The following is a 23347-nucleotide window of genomic DNA, read 5'->3' as shown; positions in this document are numbered from 1 at the left end:
CACCTCTACTTTACAATACTAATATCTTCTAACGGCCAAAAAATCAAACTTGTCGTCCCGATGATTTCATCTTCTGGAACGAGGCCGATTGCGCGACTATCTTTTGAATAACGACGGTTATCCCCCATTACGAAGAAATACCCCTCTGGGATTTCTGAAAGCTGTGTAAGCTCCTCTAAAGTGAAGTTTTCTGTGAGTGTTCCTTCTGTAATCTCAGCTTTATACTGATCCAGATAAGGCTCCGGCACAGCTTCACCATTGATGTACAGTTGATCATCTTCATACGCAATATGGTCCCCTGGCAGTCCAATAATACGTTTAATGTAATTTTTCTGCTCTGGTGCGTGGAACACAACGATTTCAAAGCGCTCTGGCGTACCGATGTCGTAGCCAATTTTGTTCACGACCATACGGTCACCATTGTTTAAGGTGGGCATCATGGATTCCCCGTCAACTACGATTGGTGTGAATAGAAAGAAACGAATCAATGCTGCAATACTAAATGCAATTAAAATTGCTTTTGCCCATTCCCATACTTCATTTTTCTTTTTGGCTGTTTCCATTCGCTCAGCTCTCCCCTCACCTTCTATCTTACAAAAAATAGAGGGTTTTCTCTAGTTGTAACCATCTTATAATGTGTTAAGTCTTTATAAATAAAAATACTGCATGCTGTCTTACGACAACACACAGTATTCCAATTAGCGAAGTTCTTTAATTCGAGCTGCTTTACCACGTAGGTTACGTAGGTAGTACAATTTCGCACGACGTACTTTACCACGACGAACAACTTCAAGACGTGCAATCTTTGGTGTGTGTACAGGGAATGTACGCTCAACACCTACACCAGAAGAAATTTTACGAACTGTGAAAGTTTCGCTGATACCGCCGCCACGACGTTTGATTACAACACCTTCGAATACCTGTAAACGCTCACGAGTACCTTCGACAACTTTAACGTGTACACGTACAGTGTCTCCAGGACGGAACGATGGAAGGTCAGAACGAAGCTGATCTTTTGTAATCTCTGAAATAATGTTTTGCATAATCATTTCTCTCCTTATACGAATGCTCTTACACGCTTATCCGCTGCAGCGGAACACCCAAAATAGATGCTTCTGTATAGAAGCACATCAAACATCATACCATAGACATTGACAAGTTGCAATACTTGTCAGCTAGTTTTTCAATGTTTCCAAAAAGGCCAAGTCTTGCTCCGTCAGTGTAGCTGACTCGAGCAAATCTGGTCTGCGTTCGAACGTGCGCTTTAAAGACTCTTCACGTCGCCACTGTTCAATTTTCGCATGATTTCCGGACAATAACACCTCTGGAACTTTCATGCCGTTAAAGTCAGCTGGACGCGTATAATGGGGGTGCTCAAGTAATCCTGTGGAAAAAGAATCTTGTTCGTGAGAAGCTTGCTTACCTAGAACGTCTGGCAATAAGCGCACAACACTATCGACTACTGTCATCGCTGCAATTTCTCCACCTGTTAGCACGAAGTCCCCTATTGAAATTTCGTCCGTCACAAGATGCTCACGAATGCGCTCATCGTATCCTTCGTAATGACCACAGATGATGATGAGTGCTTCTTCTTTCGCAAGCTCTTCTGCTTTTTGTTGAGAAAAGCGTTCCCCTTGAGGACACATTAATAGGACGCGAGGTGATTTTGCAGTTTGGTGCTTTACTGCATCCACTGCTGCAAATAAAGGTTCCGGCTTTAATACCATCCCAGCCCCACCACCATACGGATAATCATCGACTTGCTTGTGTTTCGACTCTGAATAGTCTCTAAAGTTGATGACTTCAAGTTTGGCTCTGCCAGATTCTTGCGCTTTTTTTAAGATGGACGAACCAAATACTCCTTCAAACATCTCTGGAAATAAAGACAGTACTTGAATCTTCATTCGCTCAGCAAACCTTCCATGACTTCAATCACGATTTTCTTTTCCTGTGGGTCAACTGATTTGACTACTTGCTCGATATACGGGATATAATGTTTCTTCCCTTTTACAGGCGTTACTTCCCACACATCGTTTGCGCCTGTAGCTAAAATTTCTGTGACTTTACCAATGTCTTCTCCGTCCGTCGAGACAACGTCGCAGCCGAGAATTTCATGGTAATAATAGGCATGGTCCTCAAGCTCCGTTAATGTGGCCGCATCTACTTTCAGAAAATGATCTTTGAATTTTTCAACGTCGTTGATTGATGGCATGCCATCGAATGTAACTAAGTCAAAGTTCTTATGCGTGCGATGGCTTGCAATCTTTACCGTTTGGATATGGTGATCCTCTTTGAATACTGCCAGCTCGCTGCCTTTTTTAAAGCGTTCCTCGGGAAAATCTGTCGATGCTAAAATTCGAACTTCTCCACGAATCCCATGCGTATTGACAATCTTTCCTACATTTAACCAATGTGTCATTGTACCGCTCCTTTGCTAGTCGTAGACGAACAAAAAGGAAGAACTAGTTGAGTTCTTCCTTTCGGTCAATCCAAAATATCGACAAATACACGTTTTGATTGGTGACTGCTTGCTGCTGAATACACAATTGTTCGAATCGCTTTTGCGACACGTCCTTGTTTGCCAATGACTTTCCCCATATCTTCTGGATGTACAGAAAGCTTATAGACAACCCGGTTCCCGGAGACCTGTTCTTGAATCTCAATGGATTCCGGATGGTCGACAAGTGGTGTTACGATCGTTTCAATCAGCTGCTTCATGCAATCACCCCCGATTATTTACCTAATTTTGCGTTATGGAATTTTTCCATGATGCCTTGTTCAGAGAACAAGTTACGTACTGTGTCAGATGGTTTTGCACCATCTTGAAGCCATTTCAATGCTAATTCTTCATTGATTTTTACTTCAGCTGGTTTAGTTAGTGGGTTGTAAGTACCTACTGTTTCGATTTGACGGCCGTCACGTGGTGAACGTGAATCAGCTACTACAATACGATAGAAAGGAGACTTTTTAGCTCCCATACGTTTTAAACGAATTTTTACTGCCATTTGTTAGTGCACCTCCGAATAGTTTCACACAAGATAGTATATTACCAAGCTTTTTTTAGTTTGTAAAGTGTTTTTTCTTAACACTACTAAAAGTTATCGAAATAACCCATCCATACCTGGGAAATTCATCTTTTTCTTGCCTTTTTGTTGCATACCAGACATTTGTTTCATCATCTTTTTCATGTCTTCAAATTGTTTCAAAAGACGATTTACTTCTTGAATAGAAGTTCCCGACCCCTTTGCAATTCGCTTTTTACGACTGCCATTGATGCTCTCGGGATGTGATTTTTCATGAGGCGTCATTGAATAAATAATCGCTTCGACGCGCCCCATCTGTTTCTCATCGACTTTTGCATTTTCAAGACCTTTGATTTTTCCAGCGCCCGGAAGCATCTTCAAAATCTCATCAAGCGGTCCCATCTTTTTCACTTGTTGGAGTTGCTCGATGAAATCATCAAACGTAAATGATTGCGTACGGATCTTTTCTTCAAGCTCTTTTGCTTTCGTTTCATCGACTTCCGTTTGTGCTTTTTCAATGAGCGACAACATGTCGCCCATCCCAAGAATTCGAGAAGCCATGCGATCTGGGTGGAATTCTTCTAAAGCGTCCATCTTCTCACCCATACCGACAAATTTAATCGGTTTTTGAGTAACGGAACGTATGGATAACGCAGCTCCACCGCGTGTATCTCCATCAAGCTTTGTTAATACAACGCCTGTGATACCGATGGCTTCATTAAAGTTGGATGCGACATTCACAGCATCTTGCCCTGTCATTGAATCGACAACTAAGAAGATTTCATCTGGCTCTTTTAAAGCACGGATCTGTTTTAATTCATCCATTAACGTCTCGTCTACGTGTAGACGACCCGCTGTATCGATGATCACCACATCATGATGCTCTTGTTTAGCGTGTTCAATGGCTTGTCTTGCAATCTCTACAGGTGATACCTCAGTGCCAAGCGAGAAGACAGGAAGCGATAATTGCTTACCCAGCGTCTCAAGCTGTTTAATGGCTGCTGGACGATAAATATCAGCCGCTACTAATAGAGGTTTTCTATTATATTTTTTACGAAGTACAGACGCAAGCTTACCACTTGTCGTCGTTTTACCGGCCCCCTGCAAACCGACCATCATAATGACTGTTGGCGGACGTGTAGAAAAAGCGATTTTACTTTGTTCGCCACCCATTAATTGCGTCAATTCATCTTTTACAATTTTGATGACTTGTTGACCAGGCGTCAAACTCTTCATAACGTCTTGACCAACCGCACGTTCAGATACCGTTTTGATAAACTCTTTGACGACTTTTAAGTTGACGTCTGCTTCAATCAAAGCAAAGCGGACTTCGCGCATCATTTCTTTGACATCCGCCTCGGAAATCTTTCCTTTACCTTTAATCTTTTGCATCGTCCCTTGGAGTCGTTCTGCTAAACCTTCAAAAGCCATGATTGCTCCTCCTATTCGACGCCTTTTAGTTGCTCTAATAAAGCGAGTACATTTTCAGGTGATTGATTTTGTTTCACAGCCGCTTCGAGTTGTTCAACCAACTGTTGGCGCTGCTGAAATTTTTCAAGAAGTGTTAGTTTTGTCTCATATTCTTCAAGCATCATCTCTGTACGACGTATGTTGTCATAGACCGCTTGACGGGAGATTTCGTATTCTTCTGCGATTTCACCTAGAGACAAATCATCTAAATAATAAAGTTCCATGTATGAGCGTTGTTTATCTGTTAAAAGTGATTGATAAAAGTCAAACAGGAAGTTGATTCGGGTTGTTTTTTCAATCATCTTGTCGCTCCCTTTCGGTTACACCCACTAGTGTAGTAGGTCGACCAAGTGCTGTCAAGTATTTTTACTTGTCTTGTTCGTTTTGTTGTTCTAAATCCAATCCTTCAGCAAATAAGCCATATACATATTTGTCTGCATCAAAAGGCTGCAAGTCGTCGATTTTCTCTCCAAGTCCTACATACTTTACAGGAATACCAAGTTTGTTACGGATAGCAAGAACGATTCCGCCTTTTGCTGTGCCATCTAACTTCGTCAACACGATTCCTGATACATTTGTCACTTCTTTAAATGTCTGGGCTTGAATCAATGCATTTTGACCTGTCGTCGCATCTAGAGCAAGTAACACTTCATGCGGCGCATCTGGCACTTCACGTGAAATAACGCGGTGAATCTTTTCCAGCTCATTCATCAAGTTGACTTTATTTTGAAGACGCCCTGCTGTATCACAGATTAAAATATCGACACCACGGCTTTTCGCTGCGCGCACTGCATCATACATTACAGCTGCCGGATCTGACCCTTCGCCTTGTTTAACGACTTCTACACCTACACGGTTTCCCCACTCCTGCAGTTGGTCAATCGCACCTGCGCGGAATGTGTCTCCCGCTGCTAACATGACGGTTTTTCCCTGTTGCTTGTACTGGTATGCAAGCTTTCCGATTGTCGTCGTTTTGCCGACACCATTCACGCCTACCATTAAAATAACGCCTAACCCTTCTTCTGGTAACGTAATTTCTGCTAGCTGCTCTTCTCCATCCTCATAAATTTCGACTAATTTCTCAGCGATGACGGATTGAATGCCAGATGTATCCTTAATATTTTTGCGTTGCACTTCATAACGCAGCTTGTCCATGAGTTCCATAACTGTTTCAAAGCCAACATCTGCTTGCAAGAGAAGCTCTTCTAATTCTTCAAAGAAATCCTCATCTACTTTGCGGTATTTTGCTACTAAGTCATTGACTTTAGATGTAAATTGGTCACGAGTCTTCGTGAGACCCCCTTTAAACTTTTCAGTAATGCTTTGTTTTTCAACCTGCTCTTCAGGCGTACCTGCCATTTTTTCTTTCCATTTCTTAAAAAAACTCATGTTAACCCTTCCCTTATACGTATTCTTCTAATTTTACTGAGACTAATTTCGATACACCAGACTCTTGCATTGTCACACCGTACAAAACATCTGCACCTTCCATCGTCCCTTTGCGGTGAGTGATAACAATAAATTGGGTATCACCCGAGAATTGCTTTAAATACTCACTGTATCGTACGACATTGGCTTCATCAAGCGCTGCTTCTACTTCATCTAAAATACAGAACGGTACTGGACGCGTCTGTAAAATGGCAAATAAAAGTGCAATCGCTGTCAGTGCACGTTCTCCACCCGATAGTAGCGATAGATTTTGTAATTTCTTGCCTGGAGGCTGTGCGACAATGTCGACTCCCGTTTCAAGCATATTTTCTGGATCGGTCAACACGAGATCCGCTTGTCCGCCTCCAAATAATTTACGAAAAACATCTCGGAAATGTTTCTGTATTTCAAAAAATGTACGGCTGAAACGTTCTGTCATTTCCTCGTCCATCTCTGTAATCGCTGAATGAAGCGTATCCTTTGCATCAATCAAGTCTTTGCGTTGTTCTGTTAAGAACTGATAGCGTTCGTTGACTTGCTCAAACTCTTCTATGGCAGCGATGTTTACCGGTCCCAACTCTTCGATTGAACGCTTTAACAATCGAACTTTAGAGCGCTCACGATCACTATCTTCCGGTAGTGAGAATGTCTGTTTCGCATCTTCATACGTCAGTTCATAGTCATCTTCTAACACAGAATAATAGCTCGCCAAGCTAGATTCTAGTTGTTCGTTTTGCATGTTCAACTTCTCGTGTTGCACGGATAGCGTGTGCAGACGTTCGGATACCGCTTCTTCTTCTAACTCGGCGGCGCGCACTTGATGATTTAGCTCTTTACGCTTTTCCCGTACGGACTGAATCGTTGTTTGCAAGGAATTACGAGAGATCACCAACTGCCCGATTTCTGCAGCTAATTCTTCGGCTGTCTGCCCTTCATGACCTGTTTGATACCATGCTAGTTCTTCTTCCCAACTTGTAATCTGTGTAGTCGCCTTCGCGATAGACTCAGACAATGCGGTTAATTCTCGATCAAGTTGGTGTGCCCGTTCACTTGCAAGCGCAACTTCTGTGATCACAGTTCCCAGTTGGTTTTGAATCGCGTCTTTCTGTTCCACCGTCTTAGACTTTAGAGCCGTCAACTCATCAATTTGACTCTGTATGGACTGCGCCTTCTGTGATCTCTCTGCTAGTAATTGCTCAATTTCATTTAAACGAGTTGTCGCTTGTTGTTGGTCATCTCCATGTTCTTGCTGTTGCAGATGAAACATATCTTTTTTGTCTTGCCATTTTTCGACTAAGTTTTCTGCGCTGGCAGCTTCAGAATAAACTTGTTGTTGATTGCTGCGGAGTTCTTCACCAGAGGACCGAAGTGTTTCAAGTTCTGTTTCAAGCTGGTCCTTCTTGCGTTTAAAATCTGCCACCTGTTGCTCAGCACGTGCGAGGTCTGCCTCTAGTTTCACAACGAGCGTAGAATAGTTCTCAAGGTCTGCTTTCCTTGAGAACACTGAACTTTGCTTTTTCGTAGTTCCGCCTGTCAATGACCCTCCAGGGTGAACGATATCGCCATCTAGAGTAACAATTCGTGCACTGTGGTTGATCAGCTTTGCCAGTTGAGATGCACCATTCAAGTCCTTTGCGACCACAATAGTCCCGAGTAGATTATCTCGAATAGGACGATATTCCGGTTCACAGGAAACTAGCGTATTTGCCGTTGCTACAAATGCCGCATGATTTTCAAGCTTTTTCAACTGAAAATCTGGAAGTTGACGTGGCTTTATAACATCCATCGGAAGGAATGTTGCTCTCCCTAATCGCTGTTGTTTCAGATAGGCAATTGCATGCTGCGCATCACGTGTAGTATCCGTTACAACATGTTGTGCTTGGCCTCCGATAGCTGTGTCGATGGCCGTTACATATGCTGTAGGGATATCTAATAGTTCCGCGACAGCTCCACGAATGCCGTTAAACCTCTCTTCATTTCGTTGTTTTAATAATTCTCTCACACCTTGGAAATAGCCACTGAATTCCGATTCTAATTCTACAAGGGAGTCTCGTTTTGCACGAAGCTGATGAAGTTGTTGATAGCCATCAAAGAGAAGTTGTCGTTTCTTTTCATACGATTGTGAAACATCATCATAGACCACTTTTTTTTCTTTAAATGCTAATAAGGCCTGCTCGAGCTTGTGATCGAGTTGCTCTTTTGAAGCATTAGCAAGGTTGTGGGCATTTCTCGCCTCGTCCAGTTGACGCTCGATTTCTTTTAAATCCGTTGAGAAACGAGCATAATGGAGCTTTTGCTTTTCTGTTTGCTGTTCTAAAATTCGTTGCTCGTTCTTTAGTGCCGCGGATTCATTTAAGAGTTCTATATAATCCGCTTTTAATGTCTCTACTTGCACTTCTAAATCTTCTTCAGACGTATGTAGAATTTGCTCGAGCTGGTTACGTGTATCACGCAACTCTTTTATTTTTTTCGCTTGCTCCTTTTTTTGCATCTCTAGTTGTTCATGTTTCTCTTCTAGCTGTTTTGCTTCTTGTTTTGCGACCGCAAGTGAAGCTTGAAGCTTTTCTATTTGTTGTTTCCGATTATTTTGTTTTTCTTCTAAGACTAGCTTTCTTCCTTCTTGACGCTCTAAAGTTGTAGAAATTGTAACAGCCTCATCTTGAAGCGTATCGAGTGATTCTTCAAGTTGTGAAAGTTGTGAACGCGCTTGTGTAAGATGAAGAACGAGTTCTTCTTTTTGAGTACGTGTAGACTGGACTTCTTTTGCTACTTCTTCTGCATGTTTTGCAAGGACTTCCAATTGATCCTCAGCCTGTTCAATGTCGAATAAGGCCAAACTTACTTCACGTGTTCGAAGCTCTTCAGCGAATGCCAAATAATCCTTCGCAATGGATGACTGAATTTGAAGCGGCTCAATACGCCCTTCTAACTCATGCAAAATATCCAATACCCGGTTTAAGTTGTCATCTGTTTCAATTAATTTAAATTCTGCTTTTCGTTTCCGCTGTTTGTATTTTAGAACGCCTGCTGTTTCTTCGAATATCGCGCGACGATCTTCTGCCTTACTGTTTAGAATTTCATCGACTTTTCCTTGCGAGATAATCGAAAAGGCTTCACGCCCTAACCCTGAATCCATGAACAGTTCCGTAATGTCTTTTAAACGACAAGTTTGACGGTTCAGTAGGTAATCGGAATCTCCTGAACGGTAAACGCGTCTCGTCACACTCACTTCCGCATACTCGGTATGCAGCGCTTTGGACTGGTTATCTAGAACGAGCGTGACTTCTGCAAAGTTGAGTGGTTTGCGGGAGTCACTCCCTGCAAAAATGACGTCTTCCATCTTAGTTCCACGCAACGATTTAGCAGATTGTTCACCAAGTACCCAACGAATCGCGTCTGTAATATTGCTTTTACCGCTTCCGTTTGGTCCGACGACTGCTGTCACACCTGGAACAAAGTCCACTGCAATGCGTTCTGCAAACGATTTGAAGCCTACAATTTCAAGCCTCTTTAAAAACATACTTACTCATCCGCCTTTAATTTCTGTATTGCCAGTTGCGCAGCTTGTTGCTCCGCTTCTTTTTTTGACCTTCCGCTACCTTCTCCAAGAGGGTCTGCATCTAAAGACACCTGTGAGATGAAGATACGATTGTGAGCGGGACCTTTTTCTTCAATGATTTCATACTTCAATTGTCCAGAATTGTCTTGCTGGACAAGCTCTTGAAGTTGACTCTTGTAGTCCGAGACTTTTGAAAATGCTCCCACTTCAACTTTTGGGAACATCACAGTTTCCAGAAGCTCAGTGACTTTATCTAATCCTTGATCGAGATACAAAGCGCCTACTAATGCTTCAAATACATCCGCTAGAAGCGCAGGACGATTACGCCCACCCGTATTCTCTTCTCCTTTGCCAAGCAAAATATACGAGCCAAGATCCAACTCATTTGCCAAATGAACAAGGGACGGTTCACAGACAATCGACGCACGAAGTTTCGTCAACTCTCCCTCGGTCATTTTCGGATAACGATGGAAAAGGTATTGGGATACTGCTAGTTCGAGTACGGCATCACCAAGAAACTCCAACCGTTCATTGTCAATAAACGATTTTCTGCGGTGTTCATTTACATAAGATGAATGCGTGAACGCTTCAAACAATAGACTTTCATTTGTAAATACAAATTCTGTTTGTTTTTGAAACTCGGCCACTTTTGCTTTTGCCTCTGCACTGTACACTGGTTTTTTCTTCGATTCCTTCATTTGCCTCAGCCTTTCTACATGTCTATCCTTCTTAGTTTACTGTTTATTACAAGCCTTGCATAGTCTCGGCCTAAAAAAGAAAAACCAGAGAGTCTGCACTCTCTGGCTACGTTTCTTTATTCGCCTAATTTACCTTCAATGTACGTTACTGCAGAACCTACAGTTGAAATATTTTCAGCTTCCTCATCAGAGATTTCCATGTCGAACTCATCTTCAAGCTCCATTACAAGTTCAACTACGTCTAATGAATCAGCGCCTAAATCTTCACGGAAAGAAGCTTCCATTTTCACTTCGCTCTCATCGACACCAAGGCGGTCTACGATGACTTTTGTTACGCGTTCTAATACTGTTGACATTTCATGTCACCTCCCCTCATTAGTATACGCAAAAACCTGCGTCTTGCCTAGATTACATGTACATTCCACCGTTGACATGGAGTGTTTGCCCTGTAATATATGTAGCTTCATCCGAAGCTAAAAATGCAACAGCTGCTGCAATATCTTTTGCAGTGCCAAAATGGCCGAGTGGAATCTGTGCAAGCATTGCGGATTTGATCTCTTCAGGTAGTGAATCCGTCATCTCTGTTTCAATGAACCCTGGAGCAATCGCATTGACTGTAATATTGCGTGATGCAAGTTCGAGTGCGACAGACTTTGTCATGCCGACGACACCCGCTTTAGCAGCTACATAATTCGTCTGACCCGGATTCCCAGATGCACCGACGATTGAGGAGATATTGATGATACGTCCTTTGCGTTGCTTCATCATTTGACGCGTAACAGCTTTTGTCGTTAAAAACACACCTTTGAGGTTTGTGTCGATCACATCGTCCCACTCACTGTCTTTCATACGCATTAGCAAATTATCACGCGTGATTCCCGCATTGTTTACAAGGATGTCGATAGAACCGTATGCATCAAGTGAAGCTTTCATCAGTGCTGTGACATCATCTGCGTTTGAAACAGACGCTTGCACAGCAATCGCTTGGCCACCAGCTTGTGTGATTTCCGCCACAACGGATTCCGCTTTCTCTTTGCTCCCACTATAATTGACAACCACTTGAGCACCTCGTGCAGCCAAATCTTTTGCAATCTCACTTCCGATTCCGCGGGATGCACCCGTTACAACGGCAGTTTTTCCTTGTAAGCTCATTGTGAATCTCCTTTCAAATGGTACAACGTATTGGTGAGACTGAGTGTATCGAACACTGAATAAGTCGTTACAGATCGGTCAATTTTCTTAATTAATCCTGATAATACATTTCCTGGTCCACACTCAATGAATGTATCGACACCTAAATCCAGCATCGTTCGTATAGATTCTTCCCATCGAACAGGAGCCGTTACTTGTTCTATCAATAGTTTGCGAATTTCATCTGCACTTTCAACCGGCTTTGCTGTAACGTTTGCAATAATCGGCACTTTTGGTTCACGTAGTGGAATCATCGCTAACTCAACACCTAGCTTGGTTGCAGCCGGACGCATTAATGATGAATGAAAAGGCCCACTAACCGAGAGTGGAATTGCGCGCTTTGCTCCATGATCTTTTGCTCGCTCAGACGCTAATTTTACGCCTTCAGCAGTACCTGAAATGACAATTTGGCCCGGACAGTTCAAGTTTGCCACTTGTACAGAGTGACCTTCAGTAGTAACAGCTTCTGTTACAGTTGCTAAATCGTCAGCGGCCATACCAAGAATCGCTGCCATTGCACCTTGTCCTGCAGGAACGGCTTCGTTCATGAATTTCCCACGTTTGTGAACGATTGATGCACCGTCTTGAACAGAGAGAACCCCCGCCATCACAAGTGCTGAATATTCCCCAAGGGAGTGCCCCGCCATATAGTCGGGCTTCAAGCCGTTTTCCATAAGAATAGACGCAGCGATTGTACTACTTAGAAGAAGAGCCGGTTGTGCGTGATACGTTTTTGTTAATTCTTCAAGTGGTCCTTCAAACATTAAGTTCGAGATGGGAATACCCATTGCTTTTTCAGCTGTCGTCAAGTACTGGTCATACTTTTTAAAGTTCTCAACAAGGTCTTTTGCCATACCGACAGATTGAGAACCTTGCCCTGGGAATACAAATGCTACCTTCATTGTTCAGTTTCCTTTCGAATGGTTTCCGCGATCACGCCACTTACATCCCATTCCACCATCGTACGAGCTTGGCGAATGGCGTGGAAGATAGCATTTTCATTAGAAGAGCCATGTGCTTTGATCACCGGTGCATTGAGACCAAACAGTCCTGCTCCACCGTACTCTGTATAATCCATCAACCCTTTTAAATCCGATAAATCATTTTTCACAAGAGCAGCAGCCAGTTTTGTCTTGGTTGACTTCATAAATGTTTGTTTCAACATTTTAAATAAACTACCTGCAGTTCCTTCGATTGTCTTTAGTACCATGTTGCCTGTGAATCCGTCCGTCACAACAACATCCGCTACTCCGTCCAACAGGTCACGTGCTTCAACGTTTCCAATGAAATGGATAGGTGCCTCTTCCAACAGTTTATAGGCTTGTTTTGTTAAGTCATTTCCTTTACCAGGCTCTGTACCGATATTTAGTAACCCTACACGCGGCTTTTCGATAGACCGAACATTTTTAGCATAAATACTTCCCATCACCGCGTATTGCACTAAGTGCTCCGGCTTGGCATCCGCATTCGCACCAAGATCTAACATGACAAACCCCTTCCCATCTATCGTTGGAAGAGTTGGTGCTAGGGCAGGTCGCTCGATACCAGGTATACGGCCAACAATGAACAAGCCAGATGCCATTAACGCGCCCGTGTTCCCAGCAGAAATCGCAGCATGCACCTCCTCGTCTTTCACAGCTTGTGCCATCCGGACCATCGAAGCGTCTTTTTTGCGACGAATCGCACGAACAGGCTCATCCGTCGCTTCAATCTTTTCAGTTGTTGGAATTACTTTCAAGCGATCATGTTGTTTAAGGTACGGCGTCATTTCTTGCTCGATACCATACAACATAATCTCAATATCTTGAAATTCATCGAGTGCACGGTAGGCGCCTTTAATAATTTCACCAGGTGCGTTATCGCCACCCATTGCGTCTAATGCAAGTTTCATTTTGTCACCTTCTCTTTGGATTGGGAAACGTGGTACATCTCAAATTCCCCTTCAAATACTTTTTCCTGATGAACTTTACTGATGACATGAATGATGGAGTTTCGTTCATTTGACCGCTCTAATACACGAGCTTTCGCAACTACTCGATCTCCTTTTTTCACTTGTTTGACGAAGTGTATGGTCGCCTTTTTCGTCAACGCAAGTTCATCATCCAGTAATGCGACTGCTAATGAGTTGGCTTGCGCAAACAAATGATGCCCTCGCGCAATGTTGCGGGTTTGGAAGACATGCTCCCCGCCAATCTCAAGCATGGAAATTGCCGATTCACCAAGTGATAAGTCAATAATCTCGCCAATCACGTCATCTTCTGTCAGAGAGCGTACCGTTGACAGCCTATCCGTTGCTACATGCTTGATCCGTTCACGAAGTTCGGGAATGGATAGTTCCATGCGGTCCAAACGAATCGTTTGTACACTCACCGTAAAATGTGTGGCAAGTTGTTCGTCAGTTATAAACGGGTTTTCATCCAACATTGTTTTCAGCCCCGATTGTCTTTCTTTTTTGGAATAGCGCATGATTATCACCTCTTTTAGCACTTGGTACTAATATCAGTATATAAATAGAAAAAAAAGAATGCAAGAACTGTTTCGTTCTTTGCATTCTCAATCGATTCGCTGGCCTTCCAAAATACCTGATTGCTCAAGCTTTGCCCGAATCAGACTCCACTCTTCTGAGTGCCAGAAATACTGGCTATCCACTAATCTTTCTGCGTCTTCCCGAGCTGTTTGGAGTGCCCGGTAATCATGCACAAGATCTGCTACTTTGAATTCAGGCATCCCACTTTGCTTTCTCCCAAAAAAGTCTCCAGGCCCCCGAAGTTCTAAATCTTTTTCAGCAAGCGCGAAACCGTCGGTCGTTTCTGTCATCGATGTCATCCGCTCTTTCCCCACTTCAGTCTTTGGATCAGCGATTAACACACAATATGACTGATGATCTCCTCGACCTACTCTTCCTCTCAGTTGATGGAGCTGTGCAAGGCCGAACCGCTCAGCGTCAAAAATCATCATGAACGTCGCGTTCGGAATGTTTACGCCTACTTCCACAACTGTTGTCGACACGAGAATTTGACTTTCATTGTCCGAAAACTTTTGCATGACAGCGTCTTTTTCATCGGAAGGTAATTTCCCGTGCATCAATTCCACTTTGAACTCAGGTTCATAATAAGCCTGCAATTCATGGAAGATATCGAGTACGTTTTGTAGATCCAATTTATCGGACTCTTCAATGAGAGGACAGATTACATACGCTTGCCTCCCAGCAATCAGCTCTTTTTTTAGGCGAGACAATAATGCAGGCAATTGCTGTTCTTTCACCCAATACGTTTCAATTGGCTTTCGACCTGCTGGCATTTCATCAACGATTGTTACATCCATCTCTCCAAACGCTGTGATTGCCAGTGTTCGAGGAATAGGTGTAGCGGTCATGAACAAGACATCGGGCTCTAGACCTTTTTGTTTTAACACGCGGCGCTGTTCTACTCCAAAACGGTGTTGCTCATCTGTGACGACTACACCTAAGTTTTTAAATTGAACGTCAGGTTGAATCAACGCATGCGTCCCAATGACGACATCGATCTCCCCTGTTTGCAACCCTTCTAGAATCTGGCGCTTCATCTTCGCTTTCGTCGAGCCCGTCAATAATGCAACCTGAATGCCAAGCGGAGAGAACCAATCAAAGAATGCGTTGGCATGTTGTTCAGTTAGAATCTCTGTCGGTGCCATGATGGCCCCTTGCATCCCTGCACTATACGCCGCAATGATTGTGATCGCAGCAACGACTGTTTTTCCTGATCCAACATCTCCTTGAAGCAATCGATTCATTTGGTAGGGCGCCCGTAAATCTTTTAAGATTTCATCCACGGCTCGATTTTGTGCACCCGTTAATTCATACGGAAGAGAAGCTACAAAACTCTTGATGAGTAGCGGATCATACTCGACGGGTCGACCGACATTCGCATCTTTTCGAATTTTTTTCAATGCTTGCATTTTTAATTGAAATTGCAACAATTCTTCATACACAAAACGTCGACGTGCATTCTTTGTCTGCGCTGCATCTTCTGGGAAATGGATAGCTTGAAGCGCTTCGTATAAGTTCGGTAACCGATACGACTCACGAACAGACTCCGGCAATGGGTCCACAAGTTCTTCTTTCGTTAATTCAAATGCTTGCGTCAGTAGTCTACGGAATACTTTTTGAGTCACACGCCCTTTTAAACTGTAGACAGGTTCAAAATCATGATCATCTGTACGAGGCCCAAGCTGATGCGCAGAAGCTTGAATAACTTGACGGCCTTTGTCCCATTTACCGGAAATCGTCACGATTTCACCTGGTATAAACTTGGCTTTTAAATAAGGCTGGTTAAAAAACACCGCTTTAATCAAGTGTCTTCCTGTCAGCACTTTCACTTGTAGTCTTGATTTTTTCCCCATAAAAAGGATAGTTGGGTCACTCTCAATCCGGCCTTCAATTGTTACTCGTTCATTGTGATCGGTCAGGGTCAGATCTTTTAATCGAAAATCTTCATGTCGGGTGGGAAATGTGAAGAGGACATCTTCCAATGTGGAGATGCCCAATTCTTGTAATGCTTCTGCAGTTGCTTTCCCAACACCTTTTAAAATGGTGAGTGGCTCATGCAAAAGGTTATTGTTCACGACTCGCGACGGCTCCACCGAAGATTTTTGCTTCTAACCAGCGACCTGTTGGTGTTGCAGCTAATCCACCTTGCGCAGTTTCTTTCAGTGCTGTTGGCATCGTCTGTCCGATTTTGTACATCGCATCGATTACCTCATCACAAGGAATGCGACTTGTTACACCAGCAAGTGCCATATCAGCTGCTACAAGTGCGTTCGCAGCACCCATTGCATTGCGCTTTACACATGGGACTTCTACAAGTCCGGCTACTGGATCACACACAAGGCCAAGCATGTTTTTTAATGTAATCGCAAAGGCTTCTGAACATTGCTGTGGCGATCCGCCTGCCATTTCTGTAATTGCCGCTGCAGCCATTCCTGCCGCAGACCCCACTTCAGCTTGGCAACCTCCAGCTGCACCTGAAATCGATGCATTGTTAGCGACAACAAAGCCAAAAGCCCCCGAAGTGAATAAATAGTTGATCATTTGCTCGCGCGTTGGGTTTAATTTGTGAATGACAGCAAACAAAGTACCTGGTACAACCCCAGCAGATCCTGCAGTAGGAGTCGCACAAATTGTTCCCATAGCCGCATTTACTTCATTCGTAGCGACGGCTTTGCTGACAGCGTCGAGTAATAGCTCACCAGATAAGGAGTTGCCTTTTTTCATATAGTTTTGAATAAGTACGGCGTCGCCACCCGTCAATCCCGATGTCGAACGTACTCCAAGTAATCCTTTTTCAACCGCTTCTTCCATGACAGTCAGATTGCGATCCATTTGTTTCATAATTTCTTCACGCGTGCGACCTGTCACTAATATTTCTTGTTCAATCATAATTTCAGATATTAATTTATTTTCATTTTCTGCACGTTCGACAAGTTCCCGAACATTCCGAAACAATACTTCCATTTTCGTTCCTCCTACTCTGCAATTCGTGTGACTTGCGTGATATTTGGCAATGTCGCGATTTCTGCTAAAACGGATTCACTGACAGTTTGATCTACTTCGATGACCATTAAAGCCATGTTTCCTTTTTCTTTCCGTGACACTTCCATATGTCCAATGTTGATGTGTTGATCTGCTAAACATTTTGCAACACTGGCAATACAGCCAGATCGGTCTTCATGGACAACAAGAATTGCCGCTCCACCGCCAGATAGACGAAGAGGGAATCCATTCAATTCCACAAGCTCAACTTTTCCTCCACCGATGGAAATACCGACGATGGACATTTCTTGTTCGTCGTCTCCAATCACAATACGCGCAGTGTTCGGATGTTCTGTATGACCGGTCTCTGGAATAAATTCAAAATACAAGTCAAGGCGTGCTGCATCTTCAAATGCTGTTTTAATGCGCTCATCGTCTGTATCGTAGTCAAGTAGACCCCCGATGATGGCCACATCTGTTCCATGTCCTTTGTATGTCTCGGCGAACGATCCATAAAGATGGATACGTGCCCATTTCGGTTGACGTCCAAACAAATCACGCGCAATGCGTCCAATGCGAGCAGCACCTGCTGTATGAGAAGATGAAGGTCCAATCATGACTGGACCGATTATATCGAAAACTGATTTAAATTTCATACGTCATTCCCCCAAACCTTTATCCTTACTAGTTTACTATGAAAACGCTTTTACTTCTAGTTCTTAGATGTGGAGAACGCCACTCTAGAAACTCCGAGGAAATCAGACGTGCCCATGAAGGCGTACTTCAGCCTTTGTGGGTGCGGCTGATTCCGGAGCGTGTTTCTGGCGTTCGGAACTCGATTCCAGTTAGATGTGGAGCCGACTGTTCAGAAATTGTGCGAGATGACAGCGTGGGCTGTGAAGCGTTCTTTGCTTCATAGACCGCGATGGCTTCTTGCGGGATTTCTAGGAGGCGTAACTCGATTCCAGTCAAAGTCGAAACCCCTTTAAAACGTTGAGTTCCACTGCGGGGCTGCTTTCCGTGGGCGCTGCGTGAGCTTCCTCGTCGCAGGCTCCTGCGGGATCTCACGGCAGACTTTGATCCCACTGGAGTCAACCCCTCCATTCCACTCAACTTTAGTTTTAGATAGGAGAACGCCACTCTAAACTGTAAAACCCTCCACCCAGGTCGCCATTTCCTGGGAGGATTTCCCCGAGCCTCCCCACGTAAGATGAAAGAAGTCCACTTTCATCTTCGTTGCCGGGTCTCGGGAAAACCCTGACTACCCGGGAAATGACGCCCTGGGTTCCGGGCTTTATTACCACTAACTGGTGAAACCATTGAAATCCTCTTATTCTTAACTTTGATGGCAGACACTATATGAAAGTCGCTTTCACACTGGCAGTTAATTAGTTGAGTGGAGAGCAGGGGCTGACTCCGGAGGGATCAAAAGCGGAACGTTAGACCCCGCAAGCGTGTTTTTCGCTGAGGAGGCTCACGACGCGCCCTCGGAAAGCAGCCCCGGAAGGGAACTCAACTTTTATTTTTCGATGTGTAGAACGCTACTAACTTTGGCACACTACTAGGTTGATTATAACGTTAGTGGTCGCCATTATTACATTCCTGATGTTATGGAAACTAGTTCAGTCGCCAAAACCCCTATTACTAAAGACACCATATAAAAAGAGAGTTTCTCAGTAATAAGAAACTCCCCCTTCTAGCATTACATTAAAACTATACTTATTCGACAGATAAGATGTATGGATACAGCGGCTGTTTACCGTTGTATACTTCTACTTCTACATCCGGATAATTTTCTTCAATCCACTCAGCAAGTTCGTTGGCATGCGCTTCTGTTGTGTCTTGACCATACAGAATTGTTAACAATTCCGCTTCATCGTCTACCATCTTATTTAATAGTTCTTTCGCAGCTGCGTCTAAATCCTTCGTTGACAGAATAATCTTACCTTCAGCAATCGCCATAAAATCATCTTTTGCAATCTCGACACCATCAATTGACGTATCTCGCACTGCATGTGTGATCTGTCCAGTCTTCACATGTGAGAAGGCTTGTGTCATCGATGTTTTATTGTCTTCAACAGATGCCTCCGGATTGAATGCAAGGACTGCTGCCATACCTTGTGGAACAGTTTTCGTTGGAACAACTGCCGCTTCAATATCAAGAAGTTCAGCTGCTTGTTCAGCTGCCATAATGATATTTTTATTGTTTGGTAAAATCAATACGCGCTCTGCACCGACTTCTTCAATCGCTTTCACGATATCTTCAGTAGACGGGTTCATTGTTTGACCGCCTTCGATCACTGCAGATGCCCCTAAACTTTTCAGCAATTCGCTAACTCCTGTGCCCATTGCAACCGTCACTACGGCATATGGATGTTTCACTGCTTTTGTTTGTTTCGGTTTATCACCCACAATATCTGTGTGTTGTTCACGCATGTTTTCAATTTTAATTTTAATGAGATCCCCGTATTGCTGCCCATAGTTTAAAACTTCCCCAGGCTGCTCAGAGTGGATATGGATTTTCGCGACTTCTTCATCTGAGATGACAAGTAACGAATCACCATATACACTTAAATCATTCCGAAAATCTGTCTCATCAAATGACTTTTTCGTTTCATCTAAACGAACCATGAATTCTGTACAGAAACCGAATTCAATCTCTGACGTATCCATAAAGCCTTGAACAGCCATGTGGTGTTCAGCACTCACCATTTCGTCCATTGAAGCAGCGGACGTTTTCTCAGGTAATTCTTCTCCTTTAAGAGAAGCTAAAAACCCTTCATATACATAGACTAGACCCTGTCCACCACTATCGACAACGCCTACTTCTTTCAATACTGGAAGTAAATCAGGCGTGCGTTTTAAAGAAGCCTTGGCTTCTTCTAGAGTAAGTGTCATGAGTTCATCGATCGCATCAACTTCTTTAGCTACCTCTACTGCTTTTCTCGCTGCATCTTTTGCAACAGTTAAAATTGTACCTTCAACTGGCTTCATCACAGCTTTGTAAGCTGTATCTACACCATACTGAAGTGCTGCAGCAAATTGTTCTGCTGTTACTTCAGAATAGCCTTCAACAGACTTACCGAACCCTCTGAAAAGCTGAGATAAAATAACTCCAGAATTACCTCGTGCGCCCATTAGCAAGCCTTTTGCAAGTGCTTGAGCTGTTTTACCTAGGTGTTCTGTTGTTCCTTTAGCTGTTTCTGTTGCACCTGATGTCATAGATAAATTCATGTTCGTCCCTGTATCTCCGTCCGGAACCGGGAAGACATTTAATGCATCTACATATGCTGCATTTTGAGCCAGGTGGTGTGCACCCATCTGCACCATTTCAGCAAATTGAATCCCATTAATCGTTTTCATAAATTTCTCTCCCTTACATTGTCGCAACGCGAACGCCTTGCACATAGACATTCACCGATTCGACAGCCATGCCTAAAGATTTGCCAAGCGTATACTTTACTTTTGATTGGACTTGGTATGCGATTTCTGAGATCTTTGTCCCGTAGCTCACAATGATATACATATCAATATGCACTTTTCCGTCTTTTTCACGAACAAGTACACCTTTTGTAAAATTCTCTTTTCGTAAAATGTCAGATAAGCCATCTTTCACTTGGTGTTTCGAAGCCATGCCTACGATCCCGTAACATTCAATCGCTGCTCCACCTGCGATTTGAGCAATCGCATCTTGTGAAATTTCAATCTGGCCAAAATCATTTTTTATTTCAATTGACATTGCAATTCCTCCCTAAGTCAAACTGACTACTCACCATTGTACTATACGAAGCGTGTCCTGAAAAGAAACGATTTACTGATGAGCTGTAAAGGAAATTTTCTTGATAACACTTGCGAACATAAAAAAAGTATGGTAAATTACTAAAGTATGTGAAATAACGAAGTAAAACAAAAAGCATAGCTTCTTGTTGTGAGGAGGGAATTAGTATGCCTAAACAATGTGTCATTACAGGCCGTAAGACTCGTTCTGGAAACAACCGTTCACACGCTATGAACGCTTCTAAGCGTACATGGGGTGCTAACTTACAAAAAGTTCGTATTCTTGTAGATGGTAAACCAAAACGCGTATGGGTTTCTGCTCGTGCATTAAAATCAGGAAAAGTGGAGCGCGTTTAATCGCCTCCCTTTTGTAAAGACCACGGCATATGCTGTGGTTTTTTCTTTGTACGTAAAAAACCGCCTTAGTGGCGGTTTTTTTTGGTATCTCGGAAGAACCATCTCAAAAGCTTTGTTACACTCGATGGAAGTTGAATTGTAATGACCTTCATTTAATCCCCACTTTCCTCGCGACTCTGTATACATAAACATATGCCGGAGGAAAATGAGATAGACCCAACTTGTTCGACAATCTCATTACTTGTAAAGCGCGCGCTGGTTTTACTGATCAAGTCGTTTTGCACGGGATATTTAAATCCAGTGAGAGAAACGTTTAGAACATCCCCTTGCCATGAAAAGAAAGAACAGTAGGTGTATTCATTTTTCTCAACCTCTGTAACGCCAGGTTGCAAAAAGAGAATTCTGTTGTCGCGGTCTAGTAGTTCAAACTGAATAGACGGAAACTGCAGTTGAAAACGCAACATGTCATGCAAGACTGCTTGATAATGATCAAGTCTGCCTCCTGTGACGCCGACGAGTACGATTTGCTTTGGGAGCATTTCGACTGCCCTTTCAAGTGCTAAATACGTATCTGTTTCGTCTTTCTCAGGTGAAACTTGCACGGCTTGCATCAACTGAGACTGCCACTTTTCACGCTCTGCATTTTGAATAGAATCCAAGTCACCAATGATAAAGTCAGGTGTTACACCTTTCTCCAACAATCGAATGGCTCCACTGTCCGCTCCTATCCAGTAATCTGCTTCAAGAGTTAGAGGAAGTTGCTCACGTGGTCCTCCCCCACAAATCCCAATACGCATACTAGGCTTCCTTGATGTCACGAAGTGCTTGCTCTTTATCGGCAGCACCATAAATTGCGGAACCCGCTACAACGACTGTCGCGCCAGCAGCCACACACTCTTTAACGGTTTCTTTATTGACACCACCATCTATTTCAATTTCAAATGTATAGCCGTGCTGTTGTTTTAAATCAGCCAATTGTTTCACTTTCTTTAACACCGACGGAATGAAAGACTGCCCCCCAAAACCAGGATTTACCGTCATGAACAACACGACATCAACTTCTTCCAGTACGTGTTCGATTGTAGAAATTGGCGTGTGTGGATTTAGCACAACTCCACACTGAATTCCTTGAGATTTGATATGTTGCAATGTTCGATGCAAATGACGGCAAGCTTCTACATGCACCGTAATAATATCCGCACCGGCTTTTACAAAGGACTCAATATACTGATCTGGATTTTCAATCATTAAATGCACATCGAGTGGTAGCTTTGTATGTGGACGAATAGCGTCTACTACAAGTGTACCCATAGTGATGTTTGGAACAAAATGACCATCCATAACATCAATATGAATCCAATCCGCCCCCGCTTGATCGACGAGTTGGACTTCACTTTGAAGATTTGCAAAATCTGCTGCTAAAATTGAAGGTGCTACTTTTACCATTGTTAATACCTCGGCTTTCTATCCATAATTTCATGTAAAAATTGAAGATAATTATCATAACGATGCTCGGCAATTTCGCCTACGTCTACGGCATCTTTCACCGTACACCCTGGCTCTTTCAGATGAAGACATCCTCTGAACTTGCACGTTAATTTCCTCATTTCCGGGAAACATTCACCTAGTTCTTCTTTTTCAAGATGATCGAGTTCAAAATTACTAAATCCTGGAGTGTCGGCTAAAAGACCTCCTGCTACCTCTATTAGCTCAACATGACGGGTTGTATGCTTCCCGCGTCCTAAAGCCATAGAGATTTCGCCGGTCTTTAACTTCAGTTCTGGTAACAACGTATTGAGTAATGTCGATTTCCCAACGCCTGATTGTCCTGCTAGTACGCTAAGACGATTTGGTAACAACTTAGCGATACTTTCTGCAAGCAACGGGTCTCCCTTGTATGTGTAAATCAAAGGATAGCCAATTTGCTCATAATAAGAAGCTTGGTGTTCAACTTTCAAGCGCTGTTCGTCCGATAATAAATCCATTTTCGTTACAATCACGACAGGTTCAATTCCATACCCTTCGATGACTGTTAAAAACCGGTCAAGTAAATGTTCATTAAAATCTGGCTCAATCGCAGAGAATACGAGGAGCGCCTGATCGACGTTCGAAATAGGTGGCCGTACAAGCTCGTTTTTGCGTTCCTCTATCTCCGTCACGACACCGTCATTCTCTCCTTCGACTGTATAAGTTACCATATCACCCACGAGTGGCGACTGGCCTCTTTTGCGAAATACTCCGCGTGCCCGCGTTTGGATAACCGTACCTTGATCATAGACGTAGTAAAAACCACTTAATGCTTTTCTGATTTGGCCTGTTGGCATGCCATTCCTCC

At 43.3% G+C, this 23347-nt stretch carries 26 protein-coding genes; 1 reads left to right on the top strand and 25 read right to left on the bottom strand.

All coding sequences use genetic code 11. The features are described 5' to 3' along the window. Positions 1-5 precede the first annotated feature (5 nt). The 22 genes from lepB to JOD03_RS01330 all read right to left on the bottom strand — a co-directional run bounded on the left by lepB (position 6) and on the right by JOD03_RS01330 (position 20617). Positions 6-563, bottom strand: a complete 558-nt coding sequence (gene lepB / locus JOD03_RS01435) for a signal peptidase I (protein ID WP_204589035.1) — start codon at positions 561-563, stop codon at positions 6-8. Between the two features lie 135 nt (positions 564-698). Continuing rightward, the gene (gene rplS, locus JOD03_RS01430; protein WP_204589034.1) at positions 699-1043 is read right to left on the bottom strand and encodes a 50S ribosomal protein L19; all 345 of its coding nucleotides are present in this window, start codon (positions 1041-1043) and stop codon (positions 699-701) included. Between the two features lie 132 nt (positions 1044-1175). Next, positions 1176-1904, bottom strand: coding sequence for a tRNA (guanosine(37)-N1)-methyltransferase TrmD (trmD, locus tag JOD03_RS01425; RefSeq protein ID WP_204589033.1), 729 nt, complete (start codon positions 1902-1904; stop codon positions 1176-1178). Continuing rightward, entirely contained in the window at positions 1901-2419 is a 519-nt protein-coding gene (gene rimM / locus JOD03_RS01420) for a ribosome maturation factor RimM (protein ID WP_204589032.1), read from the bottom strand. Before rimM ends, trmD begins: the two co-directional genes overlap by 4 nt. Positions 2420-2484: 65 nt before the next feature. Continuing rightward, positions 2485-2718 (bottom strand): KH domain-containing protein, encoded by a 234-nt coding sequence (locus JOD03_RS01415; protein WP_204589031.1) that lies wholly within the window; start codon positions 2716-2718, stop codon positions 2485-2487. 14 nt (positions 2719-2732) lie between these two features. Next, positions 2733-3005, bottom strand: coding sequence for a 30S ribosomal protein S16 (gene rpsP, locus JOD03_RS01410; RefSeq protein WP_053590001.1), 273 nt, complete (start codon positions 3003-3005; stop codon positions 2733-2735). A gap of 93 nt (positions 3006-3098) precedes the next feature. Further along, complete coding sequence (gene ffh / locus JOD03_RS01405; protein ID WP_204589030.1) at positions 3099-4454, bottom strand: signal recognition particle protein; 1356 nt, start codon at positions 4452-4454, stop codon at positions 3099-3101. Positions 4455-4465: 11 nt separating this feature from the next. Beyond that, complete coding sequence (locus JOD03_RS01400; protein WP_204589029.1) at positions 4466-4795, bottom strand: putative DNA-binding protein; 330 nt, start codon at positions 4793-4795, stop codon at positions 4466-4468. A 64-nt stretch (positions 4796-4859) separates the two neighbouring features. Further along, positions 4860-5882 (bottom strand): signal recognition particle-docking protein FtsY, encoded by a 1023-nt coding sequence (gene ftsY, locus JOD03_RS01395; RefSeq protein WP_204589028.1) that lies wholly within the window; start codon positions 5880-5882, stop codon positions 4860-4862. 13 nt (positions 5883-5895) lie between these two features. Continuing rightward, complete coding sequence (gene smc, locus JOD03_RS01390; RefSeq protein WP_204589027.1) at positions 5896-9441, bottom strand: chromosome segregation protein SMC; 3546 nt, start codon at positions 9439-9441, stop codon at positions 5896-5898. 2 nt (positions 9442-9443) lie between these two features. After that, entirely contained in the window at positions 9444-10178 is a 735-nt protein-coding gene (rnc, locus tag JOD03_RS01385; protein WP_204589026.1) for a ribonuclease III, read from the bottom strand. A gap of 116 nt (positions 10179-10294) precedes the next feature. Next, positions 10295-10534 carry an acyl carrier protein gene (acpP, locus tag JOD03_RS01380; protein ID WP_204589025.1) on the bottom strand — a complete coding sequence of 80 codons (240 nt, stop codon included), beginning with the start codon at positions 10532-10534 and terminating at the stop codon, positions 10295-10297. A gap of 52 nt (positions 10535-10586) precedes the next feature. Further along, a complete protein-coding gene (fabG, locus tag JOD03_RS01375) occupies positions 10587-11330 on the bottom strand; it encodes a 3-oxoacyl-[acyl-carrier-protein] reductase (RefSeq protein ID WP_204589024.1) in 744 nt (247 codons plus the stop codon). After that, positions 11327-12271, bottom strand: coding sequence for an ACP S-malonyltransferase (gene fabD / locus JOD03_RS01370; RefSeq protein WP_204589023.1), 945 nt, complete (start codon positions 12269-12271; stop codon positions 11327-11329). The genes fabG and fabD overlap by 4 nt, the downstream gene beginning before the upstream one ends. Continuing rightward, positions 12268-13260 carry a phosphate acyltransferase PlsX gene (gene plsX, locus JOD03_RS01365; RefSeq protein WP_204589022.1) on the bottom strand — a complete coding sequence of 331 codons (993 nt, stop codon included), beginning with the start codon at positions 13258-13260 and terminating at the stop codon, positions 12268-12270. The genes fabD and plsX overlap by 4 nt, the downstream gene beginning before the upstream one ends. Next, on the bottom strand, positions 13257-13835 hold the full coding sequence (gene fapR / locus JOD03_RS01360) for a transcription factor FapR (RefSeq protein ID WP_204589021.1): 579 nt from the start codon (positions 13833-13835) through the stop codon (positions 13257-13259). Before fapR ends, plsX begins: the two co-directional genes overlap by 4 nt. Positions 13836-13922: 87 nt before the next feature. Then, positions 13923-15971 carry an ATP-dependent DNA helicase RecG gene (gene recG / locus JOD03_RS01355; RefSeq protein WP_204589020.1) on the bottom strand — a complete coding sequence of 683 codons (2049 nt, stop codon included), beginning with the start codon at positions 15969-15971 and terminating at the stop codon, positions 13923-13925. Continuing rightward, a complete protein-coding gene (gene sdaAA / locus JOD03_RS01350; RefSeq protein ID WP_204589019.1) occupies positions 15961-16860 on the bottom strand; it encodes an L-serine ammonia-lyase, iron-sulfur-dependent, subunit alpha in 900 nt (299 codons plus the stop codon). Before sdaAA ends, recG begins: the two co-directional genes overlap by 11 nt. Positions 16861-16871: 11 nt before the next feature. After that, complete coding sequence (sdaAB, locus tag JOD03_RS01345) at positions 16872-17534, bottom strand: L-serine ammonia-lyase, iron-sulfur-dependent subunit beta (RefSeq protein ID WP_204589018.1); 663 nt, start codon at positions 17532-17534, stop codon at positions 16872-16874. Between the two features lie 127 nt (positions 17535-17661). Beyond that, positions 17662-17850: a hypothetical protein gene (locus JOD03_RS01340; RefSeq protein ID WP_204589017.1), complete on the bottom strand. Its 189-nt coding sequence runs from the start codon at positions 17848-17850 to the stop codon at positions 17662-17664. Between the two features lie 747 nt (positions 17851-18597). Continuing rightward, positions 18598-20241, bottom strand: a complete 1644-nt coding sequence (locus tag JOD03_RS01335; RefSeq protein WP_204589016.1) for a DAK2 domain-containing protein — start codon at positions 20239-20241, stop codon at positions 18598-18600. A 13-nt stretch (positions 20242-20254) separates the two neighbouring features. Further along, on the bottom strand, positions 20255-20617 hold the full coding sequence (locus JOD03_RS01330) for an Asp23/Gls24 family envelope stress response protein (protein WP_204589015.1): 363 nt from the start codon (positions 20615-20617) through the stop codon (positions 20255-20257). A gap of 206 nt (positions 20618-20823) precedes the next feature. Between JOD03_RS01330 and rpmB the strand changes: the two genes are divergently transcribed. Beyond that, positions 20824-21012 (top strand): 50S ribosomal protein L28, encoded by a 189-nt coding sequence (gene rpmB, locus JOD03_RS01325; RefSeq protein ID WP_010301642.1) that lies wholly within the window; start codon positions 20824-20826, stop codon positions 21010-21012. A gap of 152 nt (positions 21013-21164) precedes the next feature. Here the strand turns inward: rpmB and JOD03_RS01320 are convergent, their stop codons facing one another. The 3 genes from JOD03_RS01320 to rsgA are packed head-to-tail and all read right to left on the bottom strand — an operon-like array spanning position 21165 to position 23336. After that, positions 21165-21809: a thiamine diphosphokinase gene (locus tag JOD03_RS01320; protein ID WP_204589014.1), complete on the bottom strand. Its 645-nt coding sequence runs from the start codon at positions 21807-21809 to the stop codon at positions 21165-21167. Between the two features lies 1 nt (position 21810). Then, the gene (gene rpe / locus JOD03_RS01315; RefSeq protein ID WP_204589013.1) at positions 21811-22458 is read right to left on the bottom strand and encodes a ribulose-phosphate 3-epimerase; all 648 of its coding nucleotides are present in this window, start codon (positions 22456-22458) and stop codon (positions 21811-21813) included. A 2-nt stretch (positions 22459-22460) separates the two neighbouring features. Further along, positions 22461-23336, bottom strand: coding sequence for a ribosome small subunit-dependent GTPase A (gene rsgA / locus JOD03_RS01310; protein WP_204589012.1), 876 nt, complete (start codon positions 23334-23336; stop codon positions 22461-22463). Between the last annotated feature and the right edge of the window lie 11 nt (positions 23337-23347).

The organism is Chryseomicrobium aureum, from assembly GCF_016909155.1.
Taxonomy (GTDB): domain Bacteria; phylum Bacillota; class Bacilli; order Bacillales_A; family Planococcaceae; genus Chryseomicrobium; species Chryseomicrobium aureum.
The sequence above is the reverse complement of the archived record's forward strand: the minus strand, read 5'-3'. Positions and strand labels throughout refer to the sequence as shown.

What these genes read in the sequence shown, in the direction of transcription:
- lepB (WP_204589035.1), bottom strand. Translation starts at nt 563, where the DNA reads ATGGAAACAGCCAAAAAGAAAAATGAAGTATGGGAATGGGCAAAAGCA.
- rplS (WP_204589034.1), bottom strand. Translation starts at nt 1,043, where the DNA reads ATGCAAAACATTATTTCAGAGATTACAAAAGATCAGCTTCGTTCTGAC.
- trmD (WP_204589033.1), bottom strand. Translation starts at nt 1,904, where the DNA reads ATGAAGATTCAAGTACTGTCTTTATTTCCAGAGATGTTTGAAGGAGTA.
- rimM (WP_204589032.1), bottom strand. Translation starts at nt 2,419, where the DNA reads ATGACACATTGGTTAAATGTAGGAAAGATTGTCAATACGCATGGGATT.
- JOD03_RS01415 (WP_204589031.1), bottom strand. Translation starts at nt 2,718, where the DNA reads ATGAAGCAGCTGATTGAAACGATCGTAACACCACTTGTCGACCATCCG.
- rpsP (WP_053590001.1), bottom strand. Translation starts at nt 3,005, where the DNA reads ATGGCAGTAAAAATTCGTTTAAAACGTATGGGAGCTAAAAAGTCTCCT.
- ffh (WP_204589030.1), bottom strand. Translation starts at nt 4,454, where the DNA reads ATGGCTTTTGAAGGTTTAGCAGAACGACTCCAAGGGACGATGCAAAAG.
- JOD03_RS01400 (WP_204589029.1), bottom strand. Translation starts at nt 4,795, where the DNA reads ATGATTGAAAAAACAACCCGAATCAACTTCCTGTTTGACTTTTATCAA.
- ftsY (WP_204589028.1), bottom strand. Translation starts at nt 5,882, where the DNA reads ATGAGTTTTTTTAAGAAATGGAAAGAAAAAATGGCAGGTACGCCTGAA.
- smc (WP_204589027.1), bottom strand. Translation starts at nt 9,441, where the DNA reads ATGTTTTTAAAGAGGCTTGAAATTGTAGGCTTCAAATCGTTTGCAGAA.
- rnc (WP_204589026.1), bottom strand. Translation starts at nt 10,178, where the DNA reads ATGAAGGAATCGAAGAAAAAACCAGTGTACAGTGCAGAGGCAAAAGCA.
- acpP (WP_204589025.1), bottom strand. Translation starts at nt 10,534, where the DNA reads ATGTCAACAGTATTAGAACGCGTAACAAAAGTCATCGTAGACCGCCTT.
- fabG (WP_204589024.1), bottom strand. Translation starts at nt 11,330, where the DNA reads ATGAGCTTACAAGGAAAAACTGCCGTTGTAACGGGTGCATCCCGCGGA.
- fabD (WP_204589023.1), bottom strand. Translation starts at nt 12,271, where the DNA reads ATGAAGGTAGCATTTGTATTCCCAGGGCAAGGTTCTCAATCTGTCGGT.
- plsX (WP_204589022.1), bottom strand. Translation starts at nt 13,260, where the DNA reads ATGAAACTTGCATTAGACGCAATGGGTGGCGATAACGCACCTGGTGAA.
- fapR (WP_204589021.1), bottom strand. Translation starts at nt 13,835, where the DNA reads ATGCGCTATTCCAAAAAAGAAAGACAATCGGGGCTGAAAACAATGTTG.
- sdaAA (WP_204589019.1), bottom strand. Translation starts at nt 16,860, where the DNA reads ATGGAAGTATTGTTTCGGAATGTTCGGGAACTTGTCGAACGTGCAGAA.
- sdaAB (WP_204589018.1), bottom strand. Translation starts at nt 17,534, where the DNA reads ATGAAATTTAAATCAGTTTTCGATATAATCGGTCCAGTCATGATTGGA.
- JOD03_RS01335 (WP_204589016.1), bottom strand. Translation starts at nt 20,241, where the DNA reads ATGAAAACGATTAATGGGATTCAATTTGCTGAAATGGTGCAGATGGGT.
- JOD03_RS01330 (WP_204589015.1), bottom strand. Translation starts at nt 20,617, where the DNA reads ATGTCAATTGAAATAAAAAATGATTTTGGCCAGATTGAAATTTCACAA.
- rpmB (WP_010301642.1), top strand. Translation starts at nt 20,824, where the DNA reads ATGCCTAAACAATGTGTCATTACAGGCCGTAAGACTCGTTCTGGAAAC.
- JOD03_RS01320 (WP_204589014.1), bottom strand. Translation starts at nt 21,809, where the DNA reads ATGCGTATTGGGATTTGTGGGGGAGGACCACGTGAGCAACTTCCTCTA.
- rpe (WP_204589013.1), bottom strand. Translation starts at nt 22,458, where the DNA reads ATGGTAAAAGTAGCACCTTCAATTTTAGCAGCAGATTTTGCAAATCTT.
- rsgA (WP_204589012.1), bottom strand. Translation starts at nt 23,336, where the DNA reads ATGCCAACAGGCCAAATCAGAAAAGCATTAAGTGGTTTTTACTACGTC.